The 16,759-nt window shown below is 44.1% G+C and carries 14 protein-coding genes and 1 CRISPR repeat array; of the genes, 9 read left to right on the forward strand and 5 right to left on the reverse strand.

Translation table 11 applies throughout. From position 1 onward, the window contains the following. The 5 genes from lspA to L21SP3_RS00555 all read left to right on the forward strand — a co-directional run bounded on the left by lspA (position 1) and on the right by L21SP3_RS00555 (position 4,769). Positions 1 to 528: a signal peptidase II gene (lspA, locus tag L21SP3_RS00535; protein WP_161488028.1), complete on the forward strand. Its 528-nt coding sequence runs from the start codon at positions 1 to 3 to the stop codon at positions 526 to 528. 19 nt (positions 529 to 547) lie between these two features. Beyond that, the gene (locus L21SP3_RS00540; RefSeq protein WP_161488029.1) at positions 548 to 940 is read left to right on the forward strand and encodes a PEGA domain-containing protein; all 393 of its coding nucleotides are present in this window, start codon (positions 548 to 550) and stop codon (positions 938 to 940) included. Then, positions 924 to 2,132 (forward strand): peptidase U32 family protein, encoded by a 1,209-nt coding sequence (locus L21SP3_RS00545; RefSeq protein ID WP_077538505.1) that lies wholly within the window; start codon positions 924 to 926, stop codon positions 2,130 to 2,132. Before L21SP3_RS00540 ends, L21SP3_RS00545 begins: the two co-directional genes overlap by 17 nt. A gap of 38 nt (positions 2,133 to 2,170) precedes the next feature. Then, positions 2,171 to 3,934 carry a formate--tetrahydrofolate ligase gene (locus L21SP3_RS00550; RefSeq protein WP_077538507.1) on the forward strand — a complete coding sequence of 588 codons (1,764 nt, stop codon included), beginning with the start codon at positions 2,171 to 2,173 and terminating at the stop codon, positions 3,932 to 3,934. Positions 3,935 to 4,235: 301 nt separating this feature from the next. Then, positions 4,236 to 4,769 (forward strand): hypothetical protein, encoded by a 534-nt coding sequence (locus tag L21SP3_RS00555; protein ID WP_123785096.1) that lies wholly within the window; start codon positions 4,236 to 4,238, stop codon positions 4,767 to 4,769. Between the two features lie 9 nt (positions 4,770 to 4,778). On the opposite strand, the gene queG is transcribed toward L21SP3_RS00555, so the two are convergent. After that, positions 4,779 to 5,699, reverse strand: a complete 921-nt coding sequence (gene queG, locus L21SP3_RS00560) for a tRNA epoxyqueuosine(34) reductase QueG (RefSeq protein WP_077538510.1) — start codon at positions 5,697 to 5,699, stop codon at positions 4,779 to 4,781. Positions 5,700 to 5,969: 270 nt separating this feature from the next. Between queG and L21SP3_RS00565 the strand changes: the two genes are divergently transcribed. The 3 genes from L21SP3_RS00565 to L21SP3_RS00575 all read left to right on the forward strand — a co-directional run bounded on the left by L21SP3_RS00565 (position 5,970) and on the right by L21SP3_RS00575 (position 8,372). Beyond that, positions 5,970 to 6,335 carry an Hpt domain-containing protein gene (locus L21SP3_RS00565; protein ID WP_161488030.1) on the forward strand — a complete coding sequence of 122 codons (366 nt, stop codon included), beginning with the start codon at positions 5,970 to 5,972 and terminating at the stop codon, positions 6,333 to 6,335. A 160-nt stretch (positions 6,336 to 6,495) separates the two neighbouring features. Beyond that, complete coding sequence (locus L21SP3_RS00570; protein ID WP_077538514.1) at positions 6,496 to 7,875, forward strand: phosphatidylglycerophosphatase A; 1,380 nt, start codon at positions 6,496 to 6,498, stop codon at positions 7,873 to 7,875. Between the two features lie 80 nt (positions 7,876 to 7,955). Continuing rightward, a complete protein-coding gene (locus L21SP3_RS00575; protein WP_077538516.1) occupies positions 7,956 to 8,372 on the forward strand; it encodes a secondary thiamine-phosphate synthase enzyme YjbQ in 417 nt (138 codons plus the stop codon). Between the two features lie 4 nt (positions 8,373 to 8,376). Here L21SP3_RS00575 and cas2 read toward each other — a convergent pair whose 3' ends face one another. The 4 genes from cas2 to L21SP3_RS00595 all read right to left on the reverse strand — a co-directional run bounded on the left by cas2 (position 8,377) and on the right by L21SP3_RS00595 (position 15,078). Further along, positions 8,377 to 8,706 (reverse strand): CRISPR-associated endonuclease Cas2, encoded by a 330-nt coding sequence (cas2, locus tag L21SP3_RS00580; RefSeq protein WP_077538518.1) that lies wholly within the window; start codon positions 8,704 to 8,706, stop codon positions 8,377 to 8,379. A 10-nt stretch (positions 8,707 to 8,716) separates the two neighbouring features. Continuing rightward, positions 8,717 to 9,616, reverse strand: coding sequence for a type II CRISPR-associated endonuclease Cas1 (gene cas1, locus L21SP3_RS00585; RefSeq protein ID WP_077538520.1), 900 nt, complete (start codon positions 9,614 to 9,616; stop codon positions 8,717 to 8,719). A 26-nt stretch (positions 9,617 to 9,642) separates the two neighbouring features. Beyond that, positions 9,643 to 10,864: a CRISPR direct-repeat array (repeat unit 36 nt; unit sequence GTTGTAACTTGCTTTCATTTTCATATCGCTTACAAT). Between the two features lie 82 nt (positions 10,865 to 10,946). Further along, entirely contained in the window at positions 10,947 to 14,282 is a 3,336-nt protein-coding gene (gene cas9 / locus L21SP3_RS00590; protein WP_077538522.1) for a type II CRISPR RNA-guided endonuclease Cas9, read from the reverse strand. Positions 14,283 to 14,613: 331 nt separating this feature from the next. Next, positions 14,614 to 15,078, reverse strand: coding sequence for an Hsp20/alpha crystallin family protein (locus L21SP3_RS00595; protein WP_077538524.1), 465 nt, complete (start codon positions 15,076 to 15,078; stop codon positions 14,614 to 14,616). Positions 15,079 to 15,452: 374 nt separating this feature from the next. On the opposite strand from L21SP3_RS00595, the gene clpX reads away from it, so the two are divergent. Beyond that, entirely contained in the window at positions 15,453 to 16,742 is a 1,290-nt protein-coding gene (gene clpX / locus L21SP3_RS00605) for an ATP-dependent Clp protease ATP-binding subunit ClpX (RefSeq protein WP_077538528.1), read from the forward strand. Positions 16,743 to 16,759 lie beyond the last annotated feature (17 nt).

Below are 16,759 nucleotides of genomic sequence, written 5' to 3' on the forward strand. Positions count from 1 at the left end.
TTGTCTGCCCGCTTAAAGAATAAGATTCCGGGAGCAAAGCAGCAGGTTGTATTTTTTCTCCTTTTTGCTGTTTTGCTGGCTGCGGATTTGGTGTCGAAATCCGCTATCTTCGAATTCCTTGCAGATAAAGAAGGATACAGTTGGCCTTTGTTAGGTGATTTTATCGCCCTTACTGCAAGAGTTAATCCTGGGGCGGCTTTCAGCATTGCCAGCGGGAGCACTTGGCTGCTTGTGGCTGTTTCGGCAGCAGCTGTTACGGCTGCTTTAGTTATCTTTGAGCTTGGACTGGTGAAAGGAAGGTATGCTGTGCTTCTATCTGTTTTTACAGCAGGTGCAGCAGGCAATCTTTACGACAGGATATTTAACGACGGATACGTCCGAGATTTTATAGATGTGAATCTTTATGTTAATAATTATCACTGGCCGACGTTTAATGTAGCAGATTCCTTGATGTGCATTTCAGTTGGCTTATACTTGATTTTTCATTATGCAGATGAGAGCAAAAAAAATAAGCACAATAGCAGTTAAACTCTTCGCAGCAGTTTTATTGATAACTGTTCTTGCGGGCTGCGTTAACAGGGAATTGAAGGTTATTACTAATCCCGAGAATGCAGATGTTTACCTAAACGGCGAACAGATCGGCAAGAGTCCGGCATCTGTAAACTTCAACTGGTACGGCACATACGATGTTAAGATAGCCAAAAAAGGGTTTAAGACCCTTGAGCAGACAGCAGAAATCAAAAGACCCCTCCACGATTATTTCCCTTTAGATATATTCGCGGGAATTTTCAACAGCGGGAAAACATACACATACCGCTGGCATTTTGATCTGGAAAAGGCCTCCGAACCTTCCAGAGAAGCCCTCATAGAAAGAGCTGATAATTTCGCTGAAAAGTCAGGAGCAGCCCCCAAGGATTCTCCCGATGGCTCAAAGCAGTAAACGCCCCGAGCTTCTCGCTCCGGCAGGCAATCTGGAAAAGCTCAAATGGGCAGTTCAATACGGCGCTGATGCCGTTTATTTCGGCTCTGAATACAGCCTGAGAAATTTTGCCGGCAATTTTTCACTCGCTCAGGCAGAACAAGGCATAAAATACCTTCACCGTTTCGGAAGAAAGGCCTATATAACGCTGAATATTTTTCCATTTTCTGATGAGTATGATAAAATTTTATCCCTTGCCCGCAATTTTGATGAAATGAATGCCGATGCGATTATCGTCGCAGATCTCGGCGTTCTTATGATGCTCAAGCGTGAAGGGATCAGGGCAGCTGTTCATATCAGCACTCAGGCAAACACCCTCAGCTCACAGACTGCCCTCGAATATGCCGAGCTTGGAGCTTCAAGGGTAAACCTTGCCAGGGAGCTCTCTTTGCAGCAGATAAAAGCAATTCTGCCGGCGGTTTCAGGAAAAATACAAACAGAAGTCTTTATACACGGAGCGGTTTGTTTTTCGTATTCAGGACGCTGCGCAATCAGCGACTACCTCACAGGCCGGCGGGCAAACAGAGGCGAATGCACTCATCCCTGCCGCTGGAAATACCATCTGATGGAGGAAGAGCGGCCAGGGGAGTATCATCCTGTTTTTGAAGACGACAGAGGCCTGTACTTCTTCAATTCCAAAGATCTCGCTCTTTTTGAATACGTACCTGCACTGGCTGAGATAGGCGTTGATTCGATGAAAATCGAAGGCAGGATGAAATCTGTACACTACATAGGCTCGGTTGTCTCGCTATACAGAAGAATAATCGACGGAGATGAGATTAGCAGCGAAGAGGCCTTCAAGCTCCTTGGCAGGGTGAAAAACCGCGGCTACTCACGCGGATTTATCGACGGCCCCGCAGAATCTAAGGACTGCCAGCTTGAGGACAACCATTCAACGGGCGGAACTGTTTTTGCTGCAAACGTTACAGACCAGACTTCAGATAATGGCTGCTTTATTCGGGTACGTAATAAAATTTTCGCAGGCGAAAAGCTCGAAGTATTGCTCCCAAACGGCCGTTTATCCGAAGCAACCCTCCCAAAACCGCTCACAGACCAGAAAGGCGAAACTCACGAATTTGCAAATAATGAACAAATCATTAGACTAACCTCTCCTCTTCCTGAGTTTTCAATCTTGAGAAGAGTATCGGAATGAGTATATAATGTTCTTTTGAGTTGGATCGAGAGGTTTGTATGAAATTAGATCCTACGGTTATGAAAGATTGGCAGATTGCGAAAGCTGCCGAAGAGAAAATGTTAAGCATAGCTCAGCTCGCCGAAAATCTCGGCCTGAGAGAAGATGAGCTTATTTATTACGGCAAAAATCTTGCCAAGGTCGATTATCGAAAGGTATTAGACAGAACAGAGGGGCAGAAAAAAGCTCGATACATTGATGTAACAGCTATCACCCCAACACCCCTTGGCGAAGGCAAAACCACCACAACCATTGGGCTTGTGGACGGCCTCGGAAGGCTCGGAAAGAGCGTAGCAGGGGCGATTAGGCAGCCTTCAGGCGGCCCAACCTTCAACATCAAAGGCTCAGCAGCGGGAGGCGGACTCGCACAGTGCATACCGCTCACCCCATTCTCCCTCGGCCTTACAGGCGATATAGATAAAATCACAAACGCCCATAACCTTTGTATGGTTGCCCTAAATGCGAGAATGCAGCACGAAAACAACTACGACGACGAAAAGCTCGCCCAGAGAAATCTAAAACGCCTCGATATAGACCCCCAAAAAGTTCAGCTCAAATGGGTAATTGATTTCTGCGCTCAGGGACTGAGGAATATCCGTATGGGCATCGGCGGGAAGATGGACGGCTTCGAGATGGATTCGGGCTTTGCGATTAGTGTATCAAGTGAGATTATGGCGATTCTCGCTGTAGCAAGAGATCTCAAAGACCTGCGTGAGAGAATCGGCAAAATAGTCGCTGCATACAGCAAATCCGGCGAAGAGATTACAACAGAAGATCTCGAGGTAGCCGGAGCTATGACAGCTTGGCTCGTTGAGGCGATAAACCCAACACTGATGCAGACAATGGAGAAAAATCCTGTTTTCGTGCATGCAGGGCCGTTTGCAAATATTGCCATAGGGCAGAGCTCTGTAATTGCAGACCGCCTCGGCTCTAATCTCGTTGATTTCCACGTTACCGAAAGTGGCTTCGGGGCAGACATCGGCTTCGAGAAGTTTTGGAACATAAAGTGCAGATATTCCGGCCTCAAGCCCGATGCTGTTGTGCTTGTAGCAACGGTTCGCGCCCTCAAGATGCATGGAGGCGGCCCGGAGGTTAAGCCGGGCAAGCCCCTGCCCAAGGAATACACAGAGCAAAATGTGGAGCTCGTAGAGAAGGGCTGCTCAAATCTGAAAGCACATATCGAAACGGTAATAAAGAGCGGGGTAACACCCGTTGTATGCATCAACAGCTTCCATACCGACACCCCTGCAGAAATTGAAGCAATTCGCACAGCCGCAGAGGCTGCTGGTGCATACTGCGCTGTTTCAGAGCACTGGCTGAAAGGCGGAGAGGGGGCAGAAGAGCTTGCCGAAACTGTGATTAGAGCGGCTGATGAGCCCTCAGATTTCAAATTCCTCTACGATTTTGATATGCCGGTAAAGAAAAGGATTGAACTGATTGCAAAAGAGGTGTACGGTGCTGATGGTGTTGAATTTGCGCCTGAGGCAGAGGAGAGGATTCAGCAGATTGAGCAGGACCCTGACAGCTCAAAGATGGCAACCTGTATGGTTAAAACGCACCTGAGCCTCTCGCACGATCCTGCAATTAAGGGAAGGCCGGAAGGATTTACTCTCCCTGTAAGGGATATAATGGTTTATAAAGGTGCAGGGCTTATTGTCCCCATTGCCGGAACAATCAAGCTTATGCCCGGTACAGGCTCTGACCCTGCCTTCAGAAGAATCGATGTTGATACGCAGACAGGCAAAGTGGAAGGGCTGTTCTGAAAATCCGCTTAGCTTTGCATCCCTTGAATCTTCAAAGCCGCTTAATATGGCAAGTCCTGTTGAGCGGCTTTTTGTATTTTGCTGCGATTAGATAATCCAGCCGATAACAGTGAGAGAATGGGCTTCTTTACCGCCGGTTTTCATGTGAAAACATCACGAATTGAGAGGTTTTGCGGCCTTTTTCAAGAAAAAATTTCAAAAAATTCTGATTTTCCGGTAAAAATTCTTGATTACATTTTATCTTTTGCTATTATATATCCGTCCGAATTAGCTGTAACTTAATCACGGAGGGTTTATTTAAATGAACGACCGAGTCAGGATGATGAGGGTCAGTTTCCTTCTTGTTGTATCACTCACTATCGGTACGCTTGCGCTTCTTTTTATGGATACAAGCAGTGATAAGCCTATCGAATTCTCCGGCTACAGCCTCAAAGCCCACACTTCCGGTGTATCTGCTATGGAAAGCGGTGATGTTTTGAGTTTGGCCAGAGGAGTAAAGTCGGCAAGATGGTCAGAGGTTGATGTCGAATTCACAGCAACGCGTTCTGGTGATTTGTCGCTGGTTGCAGAAATGAACGGCTGCGTTTCAGATGAGCAGCTCAATTACCATTTCGTAATCTGCAATAATCTCGGCGATACGCCCGACGGGCTTATCCAGCCTACACACAGGTGGAAAAACCAGAAGCCCTGTCTCCCGGACCACAGCTGGGCCGGCGAGAAAAGTACCGTAAGGGTATGCCTAATCGGCAAAGACAAAACCTCCCTGACCCCCAAACAGAAAAAGAGTCTCGAAAACCTGAAAAAAGGATTGTCCGAAGGATTCAGTGTAAGATAAAGCTCAGCTTTAACGTTTCTTACCTGAGATTGCCTCGGCATTTCTCTTTAGTTTTTCAAGGCCGGTTCTTTCGACAACAGTTCCGCCGAAAGACGCAGAGAATGTGTCGCTGTCCATTTCCAGAATTTCATCAATCAGCAGCCATTTATTAAGCCTCTGCTTCAGGAAGCTGCTTTGCTGGTTTTCGTTGAAAGGGCATACATCGATGCACCTGTCGCAGCCGAAGAGCTCCTCGCTCAAAGCCTCTTCAGCTTCCCTGTTCATTTCGGTTTTCTTCTCGATAGTTTGAAACGAAATACACTTCGTGCAGTCAAGTAGTCCGTTTTCACCGAGTGCTCCGGAGGGGCAGGCCTCAATGCATCGCCGGCAGCTCCCGCAGCGGTTTTCGATAACTCCTTCATCAGGCTCTATTTCAAGATTGCTTATAAGCAGCCCCAGCAAAACTCGGCATCCCTTACCCGGGATTATCAGCATCCCGTTTTTCCCGATAAACCCCAGCCCTGCAAGAACTGCTTCTGACCTTTCATTTATAGGCACTGAATCCACGCAGGCCTTGATTTTCAGATCGGATTTATACTTATTACGGATAAAATCTGCGATATTGAAAATTCTGCTTTTGATTTTGCTGTGGTAATCTTCAAAGCAGGCATAATCGCATATTTTCCCTGCCTGCTCTGAATCGGGCTTTTCCCCCTGCGCTTTATTATAGCCTGCCGCAAACACAATCACGCTTTTTGCATCTTTAAAGAGCTTTGCGGGCGAGAAACGCTTATCTAAATTCCTTTCGAGATAACCTGTGTTCTCGTGCATCTCTGCTTCGAGCCACTTTCCAAAACGCTGGCGGTTTTCTGCTGGCAGATCTTCGGCGCTGGCAAACCCAGCCCTCAAAAATCCCTGCTCAAGTGCGTATTTTCTGATATCTTCTTTCATATAAACTCTCGCAGAAAACTAAAAAATCTTAGTATCCAGAAGATATATTCTTGCGGTTTTAATCTTTTTGGCCAGATTTTTTTATAAAACCGTCTTTCGTTCTTGACATGCCCCTATTTTAATTCTAAAATTTAACAAGAAAATTTTCTAATCTAAAACAAAATTAACGCTCTTTTTGTAACGTGTTATTACTTACAGGCGGTTTGCTTTTGTTTTATGAAACATTATTCCGTTTTTTGCGGAATTAAAATACTGATAGGAGATTCGGAAATGGGTTATACGGAAAGTTCTCTTGTTTCCCTCGACTCTCTCTCTGAATTCTGTGCATCTCCGGAAGTAGTAGAAGAGCTGGTGGATGTTTTTGTTGAAGACGGAAAATACTGCCTTGACAAGATCGAAGAGGGGCTTGCCGGCAAAGACTGCGGACAGGTGTGTCTTTATGCGCACCGAATCAAAGGCTCGGCAAGATACATAGCTGCAGATAAACTTGCCCAAGCCGCCTTAAATCTTGAAAACGCCTCAAAACAAACACCCTGCACAGATCTTTCGGGCTTTTTCAACGAGCTCAAAAAGGCTTTCTCCAATGTTGTGGATTATTTTGATAATTCAGACTGGAAATCCCAGATTAAAAACTGACCCCTGATTCGCCAATACATAATCTCATTGAATCGGGAATTTTTCTGGCTTAAAAGCAGAATCTCTTGCGATTTTTGGCTTAATATTTTTGTGTTTTTGTTATAATCTGCACCGTCGTTTACAGTCTTAATTAATTATTAAACGCAAGAGCAATCTATCTATGAACACAAAAAGGCTTATCACCTCATGCTTCGGGCTGGGCTTTTCGCCTTTCGCCCCGGGCACTGTCGGCTCGCTTCTACCCTGCGCCGTATTCATTGCAATCGCAGCTTTAACCCCTCAGCTCTGGCCGAGCCAGCTCGCACTCGCCGGCCTTACAGTCTTCTTCTCCTGGGCTACAGCAGCATTCTCTTCGCACGCTATTCAGCTTGCCGGCAGGGAAGACCCGTCCGAGGTGGTATCGGATGAATTCGCCGGCCAGGGGCTTGCTCTGCTCATCGGTTCATTCGTTTCCGCATTTGCCTCATATCCTTTGATAAGCATCGGAATTTTATTCCTATTGTTCCGCTTTTTCGATATAGCGAAAATCTGGCCGGCAAACCGCCTCGAGAGTCTCTTGGGCGGAATCGGCATCCTCGCAGACGACATTATGGCCGGCCTATATGCCGGAATCATTTTCATTATTGTTTCGCTTTTCGGCTGGGTACATTCCGCAGGTGAGCTTTTAAACCCCTGCCTCTTCCAGATCTGCGACTACCTCTCCGGCCTAAGCGGCTCTATAGGGCTCGGCTTCGTTCAGGGGCTCACAGAATTCCTCCCCGTATCCTCCTCCGGCCATCTGGTGATGTTCGAAACATTCATCCCCAGCTTAGACCCGGAAAGCAAAGAGATGCTCCTTTTCGACCTTGCCGTACACGTAGGCACAGTGTTCTCGATTATCGTTGTATTCCGCGAGGGCATCGCACTTTTCGCCCGCAATCTGCTAAGCTTCCATCGCACCGGCCTAAACCCAATCCAGCTGTACAAGAAGAATTTCGCTTGGCATTTTGCCTTCTGCGCAGTGATAACAACCATTACAACAGTGGTTATATACAAGCTCTTTGAGGAGCCTCTCCAAGGCTCACGAAAGCTCTGGCTGGTATGCATTATGTGGCTGGTAACAGCAGCCCTGCTCTACATTACAGACAAAAAGAAACGCTCTCGAATCAGATTTCACGATTTCGGAATTATAGGCGCTGTGCTGATTGGTGTTGCACAGTCAGGAGCGATTATCCCGGGAATTTCACGCAGCGGAGCTACGATATGCGCAGCCATCCTATACGGCCTGCACCGCAAATGGGCGGTGGAATTCAGCTTTCTCATTGCGATGCCCGCCATCCTCGGCGGCGCACTTCTCACTGCTCTCGAGCATAAGGAGCTTTTCGGTGCGGGCGTGCTGACTCCGGGCGTGATTGTATCAGGGATGCTCTCGGCCTGCCTTACAGGCATCATCGCACTCAAGCTCCTGATAAAAGCAAGCAGAAAAAGAAAGCTAAAATACTTCAGCATATACTGCGTTTTTATCTCTGCGGTTTCATTTATATACCTACTGCTGAATTAGCTTTAAACAAGGCTCGTTTAGTGTTATCCTTTTAGCCGCAGGCGAGATGAAAAATTGAATTCAAAAAAGAAGGGATAATTATGAAATCATACAGAAAACAGCTCTGGTTCGAAATTAAGCAGAGAAGACAGCTCATAAACATCACTCCAGATCTCGAGCAGTGCCTCGCTGAGAGCGGCGTGCAGGAAGGCCTTCTCCTATGCAACGCTATGCACATAACTGCGAGCGTATTTATAAACGACGACGAACCAGGACTCCATCAAGACTATGAAAAATGGCTCGAAAAGCTTGCTCCGGAAAAGCCCCATTCGCAGTATAAGCATAACGGCATGGAAGACAACGCAGACGCGCACCTCAAGAGAACTGTAATGGGAAGAGAAGTGGTAGTAGCGATCACTAAAGGACGCCTCGACTTCGGACCGTGGGAACAGGTTTTCTACGGCGAATTCGACGGCAACAGAAAGAAAAGAGTTCTCGTTAAAATTATCGGGGAATGAAAAACTAAAAAAGTTCCAGCTGTTTTGGGGCAGGGGGTTTTTGACGGCTCAATTTGCCCCAAAAAACCTTCATTTTTTCGTATTGCTTGTCGGTTACTACAAGAACCCTTACCTCTCCATCAGGCGGAAGGAAATTTTCTACTCTTCTGGTGTGTACTTCTGCATTTTCTTTGCTGGGGCAGAATCTTTCATAAACAGAATACTGAACCATTGTGAAGCCGTCTTTGATAAGATTTTTCCGAAAGATAGAATAACTTTTCCTTGCCATTTTTGTATCAGTGGGCAGATCGAACATAACATAAATCCACATCATTCTGTACTCGCTTAAATTCATAATCTTTTCCTTAAAGCTCTGGAAGGCTCAGTTTCTTTGCTGACCTATCGAAACATTTAGTTAAAGATGCTGCTGTTTTATGAAGACCTGTCATAAGAGGCCCGGAAACCCCTTCCATTTCGATGGATGAATGCAGCGTTTCCAGCAGGCGGGCTTTATGTAATTGAGATAAATCCTGCAGCTCAGCGGGATTAGGATTTTCATGCCATATATTCAGAACTTTTTCCTCTATATAGCCTCGGAAAGGCTCCATTATATCATCTGCAAGGCAGAAAGAGTTGTATCTGCTGCAGTGATGTATCCCAAGAGTAGGCAAAAGGCCCGCACAGCATATAGCTCTCGCTGTAGCAGCCCGAAGAACCATATAGCCGTAATTAAGCAGATTATTTGGCGGTTCGCCACCTCTTTGCCTCTTGAATTTTCTTCCGCCCAAAAAATATTTCCAGAAAAGCCTGCTTGCCCTTGCTTCAATATTTTCAGGATCACCTGATTTAACTTTAGAGGCAAGCTCAGCAATCCCTATTCCGACTTCAGGATTATAATTTGATATTATTTTTCCCTGATGAGTTATTTTCGCTTTTATAAGCTGTTTCCAGAGGCGTTTTTTCAATGGCTGGGAGGCTTGGGTTTGCTGCTTCTGCCTTTCTGTTTGAACAGAATTTGAATCTATGGGAAGCAGCATACCTGCGGGGTTATGTTCTCCATTGCAAAGAACAACTGCTGCCCGGCAGTTAAGCAGCTCTGTAAAAACGCTGTGAGTATATAAAACGGCCGAATTGTCTATCAGGAGAATTCCTATATCTTCACATGGGATCGATCGTTCAATACCATTTTGGCTTGCGATTACCAATTGGCCATAACGAATGTTCAGTTTGCAGGAATTTTCTGATATTTCAATAATTCGTTTCATTATCTACCCCCCCCCCCCCCCCTAAAGTTGTAACTTGCTTTCATTTTCATATCGCTTACAATTAAAGAGAATGCAGTTAAAGCCATGGAGCGTTGTAACTTGCTTTCATTTTCATATCGCTTACAATGAGGCAGACACGCAGAATATAACAAGGTTAGTTGTAACTTGCTTTCATTTTCATATCGCTTACAATTTAATCGAAAATCGAAATTTGTCAACCCTTGTTGTAACTTGCTTTCATTTTCATATCGCTTACAATATAGAGGGTGTGCTTGACGCTAAGGGCTACGTTGTAACTTGCTTTCATTTTCATATCGCTTACAATATATATTTGAATCGTCCGAATACAGCGTTGTGTTGTAACTTGCTTTCATTTTCATATCGCTTACAATCAATGGATATGCACGTGATGGCGATTTTATGTTGTAACTTGCTTTCATTTTCATATCGCTTACAATTCTCTGAATTGTAGTGCTGCGAAAATGAACGTTGTAACTTGCTTTCATTTTCATATCGCTTACAATGTGCGGACGAATATCCTACAATTGCGTCAAGTTGTAACTTGCTTTCATTTTCATATCGCTTACAATTCCAAAAACTATCTGTAAGATAACCCTTGCGTTGTAACTTGCTTTCATTTTCATATCGCTTACAATGCTTCGGCACAAAAGAAGAAGCTGAAAAATGTTGTAACTTGCTTTCATTTTCATATCGCTTACAATAGCGCAGCTCTTGAACAGTTAACCTTATTTGTTGTAACTTGCTTTCATTTTCATATCGCTTACAATCTACTTGGTATATAAGCGGGTCAGCCGAAGTTGTAACTTGCTTTCATTTTCATATCGCTTACAATCTGTATCGTCAAACCAATATACGCTTGTCGTTGTAACTTGCTTTCATTTTCATATCGCTTACAATCTGCGAAGCGAAGCTGAAGCACACGGTGTCGTTGTAACTTGCTTTCATTTTCATATCGCTTACAATGCGCCCATTTCGATTCCCTTTGCGAGTCTGGTTGTAACTTGCTTTCATTTTCATATCGCTTACAATGCGCCCATTTCGATTCCCTTTGCGAGTCTGGTTGTAACTTGCTTTCATTTTCATATCGCTTACAATGCCGAATCGGAAATTAAAAACGGAGGAAACGTTGTAACTTGCTTTCATTTTCATATCGCTTACAATGGCGTGCAGTTTAGAGGCATGCGTTACGGAGTTGTAACTTGCTTTCATTTTCATATCGCTTACAATTCGCCGCTTGTAAGCTCCTGATATGAAGGAGTTTACAAGCGGAAATGATTTAAAAAAACACTCAGAGAAACGCTTCTTAGCATTATTTCCATTCTTTTTCATATGAGTTACCTTCTCTCTCTGGTTTTTTTACGGAATAATATTTTCCCATCATATCAACTTCAAATTTTTCTAATTTTGCATTTTTGTAAGAGAATTCTTTAGTGAAACTCTTTCCCTCCTCGTCAAATGAAGATCCATCATATTTTTTTAGCGATATCACAGGCCTCCCCCCCCTTATATAATCTATGTAATACATTTGATCTTGGAATTTAACGAGGTCATCTTTAAATAAGGAAAATTTGAATTCAAACTCATTTGTTAGTTCCGGCCAGTCTTCATACGGCGTATCTCCTTTTGAAAGATATTTCGAAGGAAGAGGGCTTTTTGCTGCAAAATCAGATGCGTAAAGCGGAACAGCATAGTTTTTCCCGTCAGGTCCTTTGTAAAAATCTGCTCTGACGATATGTCCCATTCCGCAAAATCCCTTGTTGAACGGCTGAACCCTTCCCTTGATATTTGCTTTTCTCCAGCTTTTAGGGTTTTGAGAATGGGCTTCTCCGGTAACTTTCCTCCTCGGCATTCTAGAAACAAAGATATCGTCTAACTTCTTGAGCACATCTTCTCTGAAACTCTCCCACGGCTCAAAATTGCAGTTTTTAAGCCTGCCGTTTATTGCCTTTCCCTTATTTTCCAAATCTTTGGCTATCATAGAAGCAAGGTAAACATGCCCCTGTGTTGAACAGGCAACTACAATTGCATCCAGAGCGTGGTGAAGATCGTTTTCTTCTCTGTGTTTCTTAAGCCCCCAGTGATACCGCAGAAACGAAGTTACCCTTCCTGATCTGAGCTGAACTCTGCTCTTTTCGTTTATGTCTTCTCTTTGTGATTTTGAAAAATCGAGATGTTTTTTGAGAAAACCCGCAATCTCTTTGGCTGCGTATCTGGTATCATTAAGATTTCTTGAAATGAAGCGGTCTTTATCTTCCTCGTCAAATTTCTTTGTAAGAAGCTTTCGTTTTTTGGCAGAAGGCATTGTTCCCATATGCCCCACTCTAACTACAAACTCTTCCCATTTCTTTGGATCCTTGCTTAGATATTCAAAGGGGAGCATGTTTTTCTTTTCCTGATTGGCCTTTTTTGTGCAGAGAACCTTATTGTTGAGGCTGTCGTCGAATGACCTGCTTATCGGGATAATGTGGTCAATTTCGCAGTCCAGCAGACTGCCTGAAATATCTTCGCCGCTGTATGGGCAGGCGTGGATATATTGGCCCGTATAAGGGCAGCGGTATTTCTGCTGCATTGCGAGCCTGAATCTCAGCAGATTCTGGCCTTCTTCCGGATTGAGCCCGAATTCCCTGCAAAGCTCTTTGGCCTGCTCTTTCTGATCTCTGTAGCGTGTTTGTTTCTTGTAAATGTCGTTGAGCTTTTTCTGGCTTGAAGCGAGTTCAGTTGCTATTTCTATGTTGATTTGGTCTATTGGGTATTCGCTGGAGTATTTTCTGATTACAGCATTTATCAGCTTTCTTGTTTGGCTGAAGGTTCTCATTACAACAGGATTATTTTCAAAATCCCCATGGTAGGGTTGGAGTATGGATTGTTTTTCATGTTCCTTATCTTTGAAGCGGGGATCGTTTTCAGCAGCAGCTATTCTGGCATCTTCAAAATATTTACCCTCTTCCATATGCGGAAGCAGCTTTTGAAAAGCCTCTTTTGAAAAATTGGCAACTTCCTTCATATTGATAAAAAGAGCAGCCTTTGCAATCTCTTCATCAATACCTTTTTCTTTAAAATAGTTTCCTCTTGTTTCATCTGTTTTATGGTAAACAAGGGCCTCAGAAATTGCCTCTATTGTTTCAGGGCTATCAGCTATCTCACTCCATTTATCATTGCCGAGGGTATTTGTGATGCAGTCTTTTATCTTGTGGTATCCCTTTAATTCAACGAAATCCTGCTTTGATTCAAATTGTTTGAGATACTCAAGTTTGCTTTTGAATTCTTCCTCTCCCTTAGGGTATTTGTTCAGTATCTGGACAAACCTGTATTTTGAAGGAATCTCGAGCTTGGCTCTTAGAATATAATAATAAAAGTCGATTTTTTGAACCTTCGAACTGCCGTACTTTTCTGCTCTCCTTGCATACACCTTCCTTATAAGCTCTTTATATTCTTGCGAATAATCTTCCACGTGCTCTAATGTTCCGGTCTCTCGGTCTAATGATTGAATTGCTGCCGCTTTTATTTGATGTTTATCTTCAAACAAAGGTTCTTTTTCATTAACCTTGCAGGACAGTTTCTGATTATATTCAGGATTTTCCATTTGGTAAGAGCAAAGGTTGAATCTAATATTTTCGTTAATATCAAGGAAATTTCGGATTTGGGAAAATTTCAGTTTTTTGTTTTTATAGGCAAGCTTCTTGATGCTTTCCCTTTGCTCATCAGTTGGAGGTTTTCCGCCTATCAGAAGACTGTTCAGCCTGTTCAGCAAAACGTAGCGTTCATTGAGATAGCCTTCGCGGGGAGCGCATATTTCGCCGGTGAATTTGCACCGGTTCATCATCTTGAGGAGTTTATCTTCCTGTATTCCAGCTTCATAAAGCAGCACTTCATCAAGATATCTCCTAAGCAGTTCATCACTCGCTGATTCGTTGCCAAGTGCTTTCTGTTTTTTAAAAATAATTATAGTTTCATCTTTAAGTAAATTTCGGTGAATGGATTTAGTGTAATCATTTTCAGAATTGCGAAGCCTGACATTTTCACCTTCTAAAAAATTAACAGCGAACATTTCGCCAATTGTTTGGCATCTGCTCTCTTTGAGCTGCTCTCTGATATTCTGCAGACCTTTCTTAACCTTTCCTTCTTCGGAAGATCCGGATGGTTTTTCTGATTCTTCTGCTTTTGTGAGAAATGAAACGCCTCTATGTCGTGCTATGTGATACAAAGCCCGGAAAAACTCTTCGTTTGTAAGTTTTCTTGAAAGTGCTTCTTTTCTAATATTCCATGGGCTCCATTTGTTTTTGTCGGTGCTGGCAGGGGGGATCATTTTCCTGCAGGCCTGTTTGAATCTTATGTTTGGCTCTATAAGCCCAAATTCCTTGGCAAGAGAAACAAATCTTTTCATCCTTTTCGTTTTGCGTCTTCCTGTTAATCTTGCCCTTCGTTTTTCGCCTCTTATTTTTGCAAGGCTTTTTTGTTCATTGTGGGGCGGCTGAAAAGTCCTTACGCCTGAATCTATTATTTCTCCTCCCGATATCTTTAGTTTTTTCTTGTGTTCGCCTTCGTATGTTTGGTAATCATATTCTTCTTCTTCAAGATTAACCAAAGCCCAGCCTACTGAACCAATTCCTATATCCAGTCCTAAAACAACTCTGTTTTTTGCCATTTGTAAAACCTTTTTCCTTGAAATTATTTTTTAAACGCTATAATAATATTCGAAAGCAAGTTACAATAAGCCTTTGCTTAGCAAAGGTTGCGGGGTTAGCCATATTCGGTATCCCCTCATTTATTGTTTTCTAAGGGTAAGAGCATTCCTCTTGCCCTTTCTAGATTTAAACCTGCCAATCCCAACATTCCTTTTATAAAATACAAAAAGATTTTAAATTTAATTTTAGCATTTTAAAAGTTAGAATCAAGTAATAATGATATAATATAATCAAATATTTTCCCGCCGCATAAAAAAAAGCCCCGATTTCTCGGGGCTTTGGGTTGTTTAATTATTTGATCTCGATTTTCTTCCTGCCGGCTCCTTCTTCGGTTTTCGGAACAGTAATCTTTAGCAGTCCGTCGCTGAAGCTCGCATCGATTTTGTTCTCATCAACGTTGTGAGCAAACGGAACCACTCTCCTGAACGAACCGAACGTCCGTTCTACGTGGTAATAGTTTGAATCTTTCTCTTCGTTTGTGTCCTTCTTTTCGCCTTCGAGGATCAGCGTATTGTCGTTCAGCGTAACATTAATATCATCCTTGTTCATGCCCGCCAGCTCAGCGGTAACCAAGTAGTTCTTCTCGTCCTCGGAAACATCCACGCTCGGGACAAATTTGCTCATCAATCCTTCCGCAGGCCCGAAAGCGGGGAAGCCGCTGAACATATCATCGAACATCCTGTCGATCTTATCTGCCATACTCATAGGTGCGTTTGGAGTCTGATTATTGTTCCTTCTTGAAAGTACGTTCCTCATGGTAATTCTCCTTTCGATTTACCTCGTTAACATTTTCATTTTTCCTAACACCTTAAAGCCGGCCGGCTTCATTTCGCTTTTATATATGCAAGCGCCGTGCCAAACTCAGCCCCTCGCAGAGAGCCCGGCAGAGCCGTTTCCACACGCTTAATTCGGGGCAGCAGGTGCCAATTTGACAGAATAAGGGCAAATTTGACAACCTCTCGCCGGCTTTTGCCCGCTCCTGCGGGTTTGTTTTGAATTTTGAATGATTGAATTTTTAATTTCCCGCACATATATGACGTTTTGAATGTAAACTTTACTTGCAGGCAGGGGGTGGATGTTATAGAATAACCCTGCCGGAAAATTCGAAAAGAAAATTTTTAGAGGAATATATGGCTAAAACAGGAAAGAATAAGCCAGCTCAAATGTGCAGTTTCTGCGGGCGTTATGCAACCGATGAAAGGCCTATCGTTCAAGGGCCTGAAGACGTATGCATCTGCGGAGAGTGTATTGAAATATGCAGTAAAATCGTTGCCGAGCAAATTGAAGTGCCGAAAAGCAGCTTTGAACCGGAAAAGCTCCCCACTCCGCGAGAGATAAAGGAATATTTGGATCAGTATGTAATCGGGCAGAACGACGCAAAGCGGTTCCTTGCTGTTGCGGTGCACAACCACTATAAACGCCTGATTCACTTCCAGAACGATTCGCCGGATGTGGAGCTGGATAAGTCTAATGTGCTTCTGATAGGCCCTACCGGCTCGGGCAAAACCCTGCTGGCAAAAACGCTCGCAAGAGAGCTCGAAGTTCCGTTTGCGATATGCGATGCTACAACGGTAACAGAGGCGGGGTATGTAGGCGAGGATGTAGAGAATTTCGTCCTCAAGCTGCTCCAGAGCGCGGATTATGATGTTGAGAAGGCTCAGCGTGGCATAGTTTATATAGACGAAATAGACAAGGTTGGCAAAACCTCCGCAAACGTTTCTATCACAAGAGACGTTTCCGGCGAGGGCGTGCAGCAGTCGCTCTTGAAGATGCTTGAGGGAACTGTTGTGAATGTCCCGCCGCAGGGAGGACGCAAACACCCCGAGCAGTCTTACATACAGGTGGACACCAGCCAGATCCTGTTTATCTGCGGGGGAACTTTCGTTGGCCTTGAAGATATCGTTAGAAGAAGGCTCGGGAAGAAGGCTATAGGCTTCGGCGCGGAAGACTCCGGCCAAACCCGAGACAGGAACCTCGAACGGGCGGAGATAATGAAGAAGGCAGCCCCGGAGGATATTATCCATTACGGAATTATCCCTGAGCTGGTGGGAAGGCTTCCGCTGATTGCCTCGCTCGAAAATCTCGACAAGAAAACGCTTGTAAATATTATGACAGAGCCGAAGAACGCTATTGTGCGGCAGTATGTTAAGCTGTTCGAGATGGAGTATACCAAGCTTGAATTCACCGACGGCGCTCTCGAGGTGCTTGCAGAAAAAGCCCTCAAACGTGATACGGGCGCAAGGGCGCTTCGAGGCGTAGTGGAAGAGCTGATGATTGATATAATGTATCGCCTGCCGGACGAGAAAAAGGAAGGCAGCGTACTGAAGATTGATAAAAACGTGGTTGACGGGAAAAAAGATCTGTTTGGCAGCAGGAAGAAGAAAACGCCTGTCAGCGGGAAAAATAAGAAAGTGAGCTAGAAGGAGAGCTTAATTAC

Source organism: Sedimentisphaera cyanobacteriorum (assembly GCF_001997385.1).
Classification (GTDB): domain Bacteria; phylum Planctomycetota; class Phycisphaerae; order Sedimentisphaerales; family Sedimentisphaeraceae; genus Sedimentisphaera; species Sedimentisphaera cyanobacteriorum.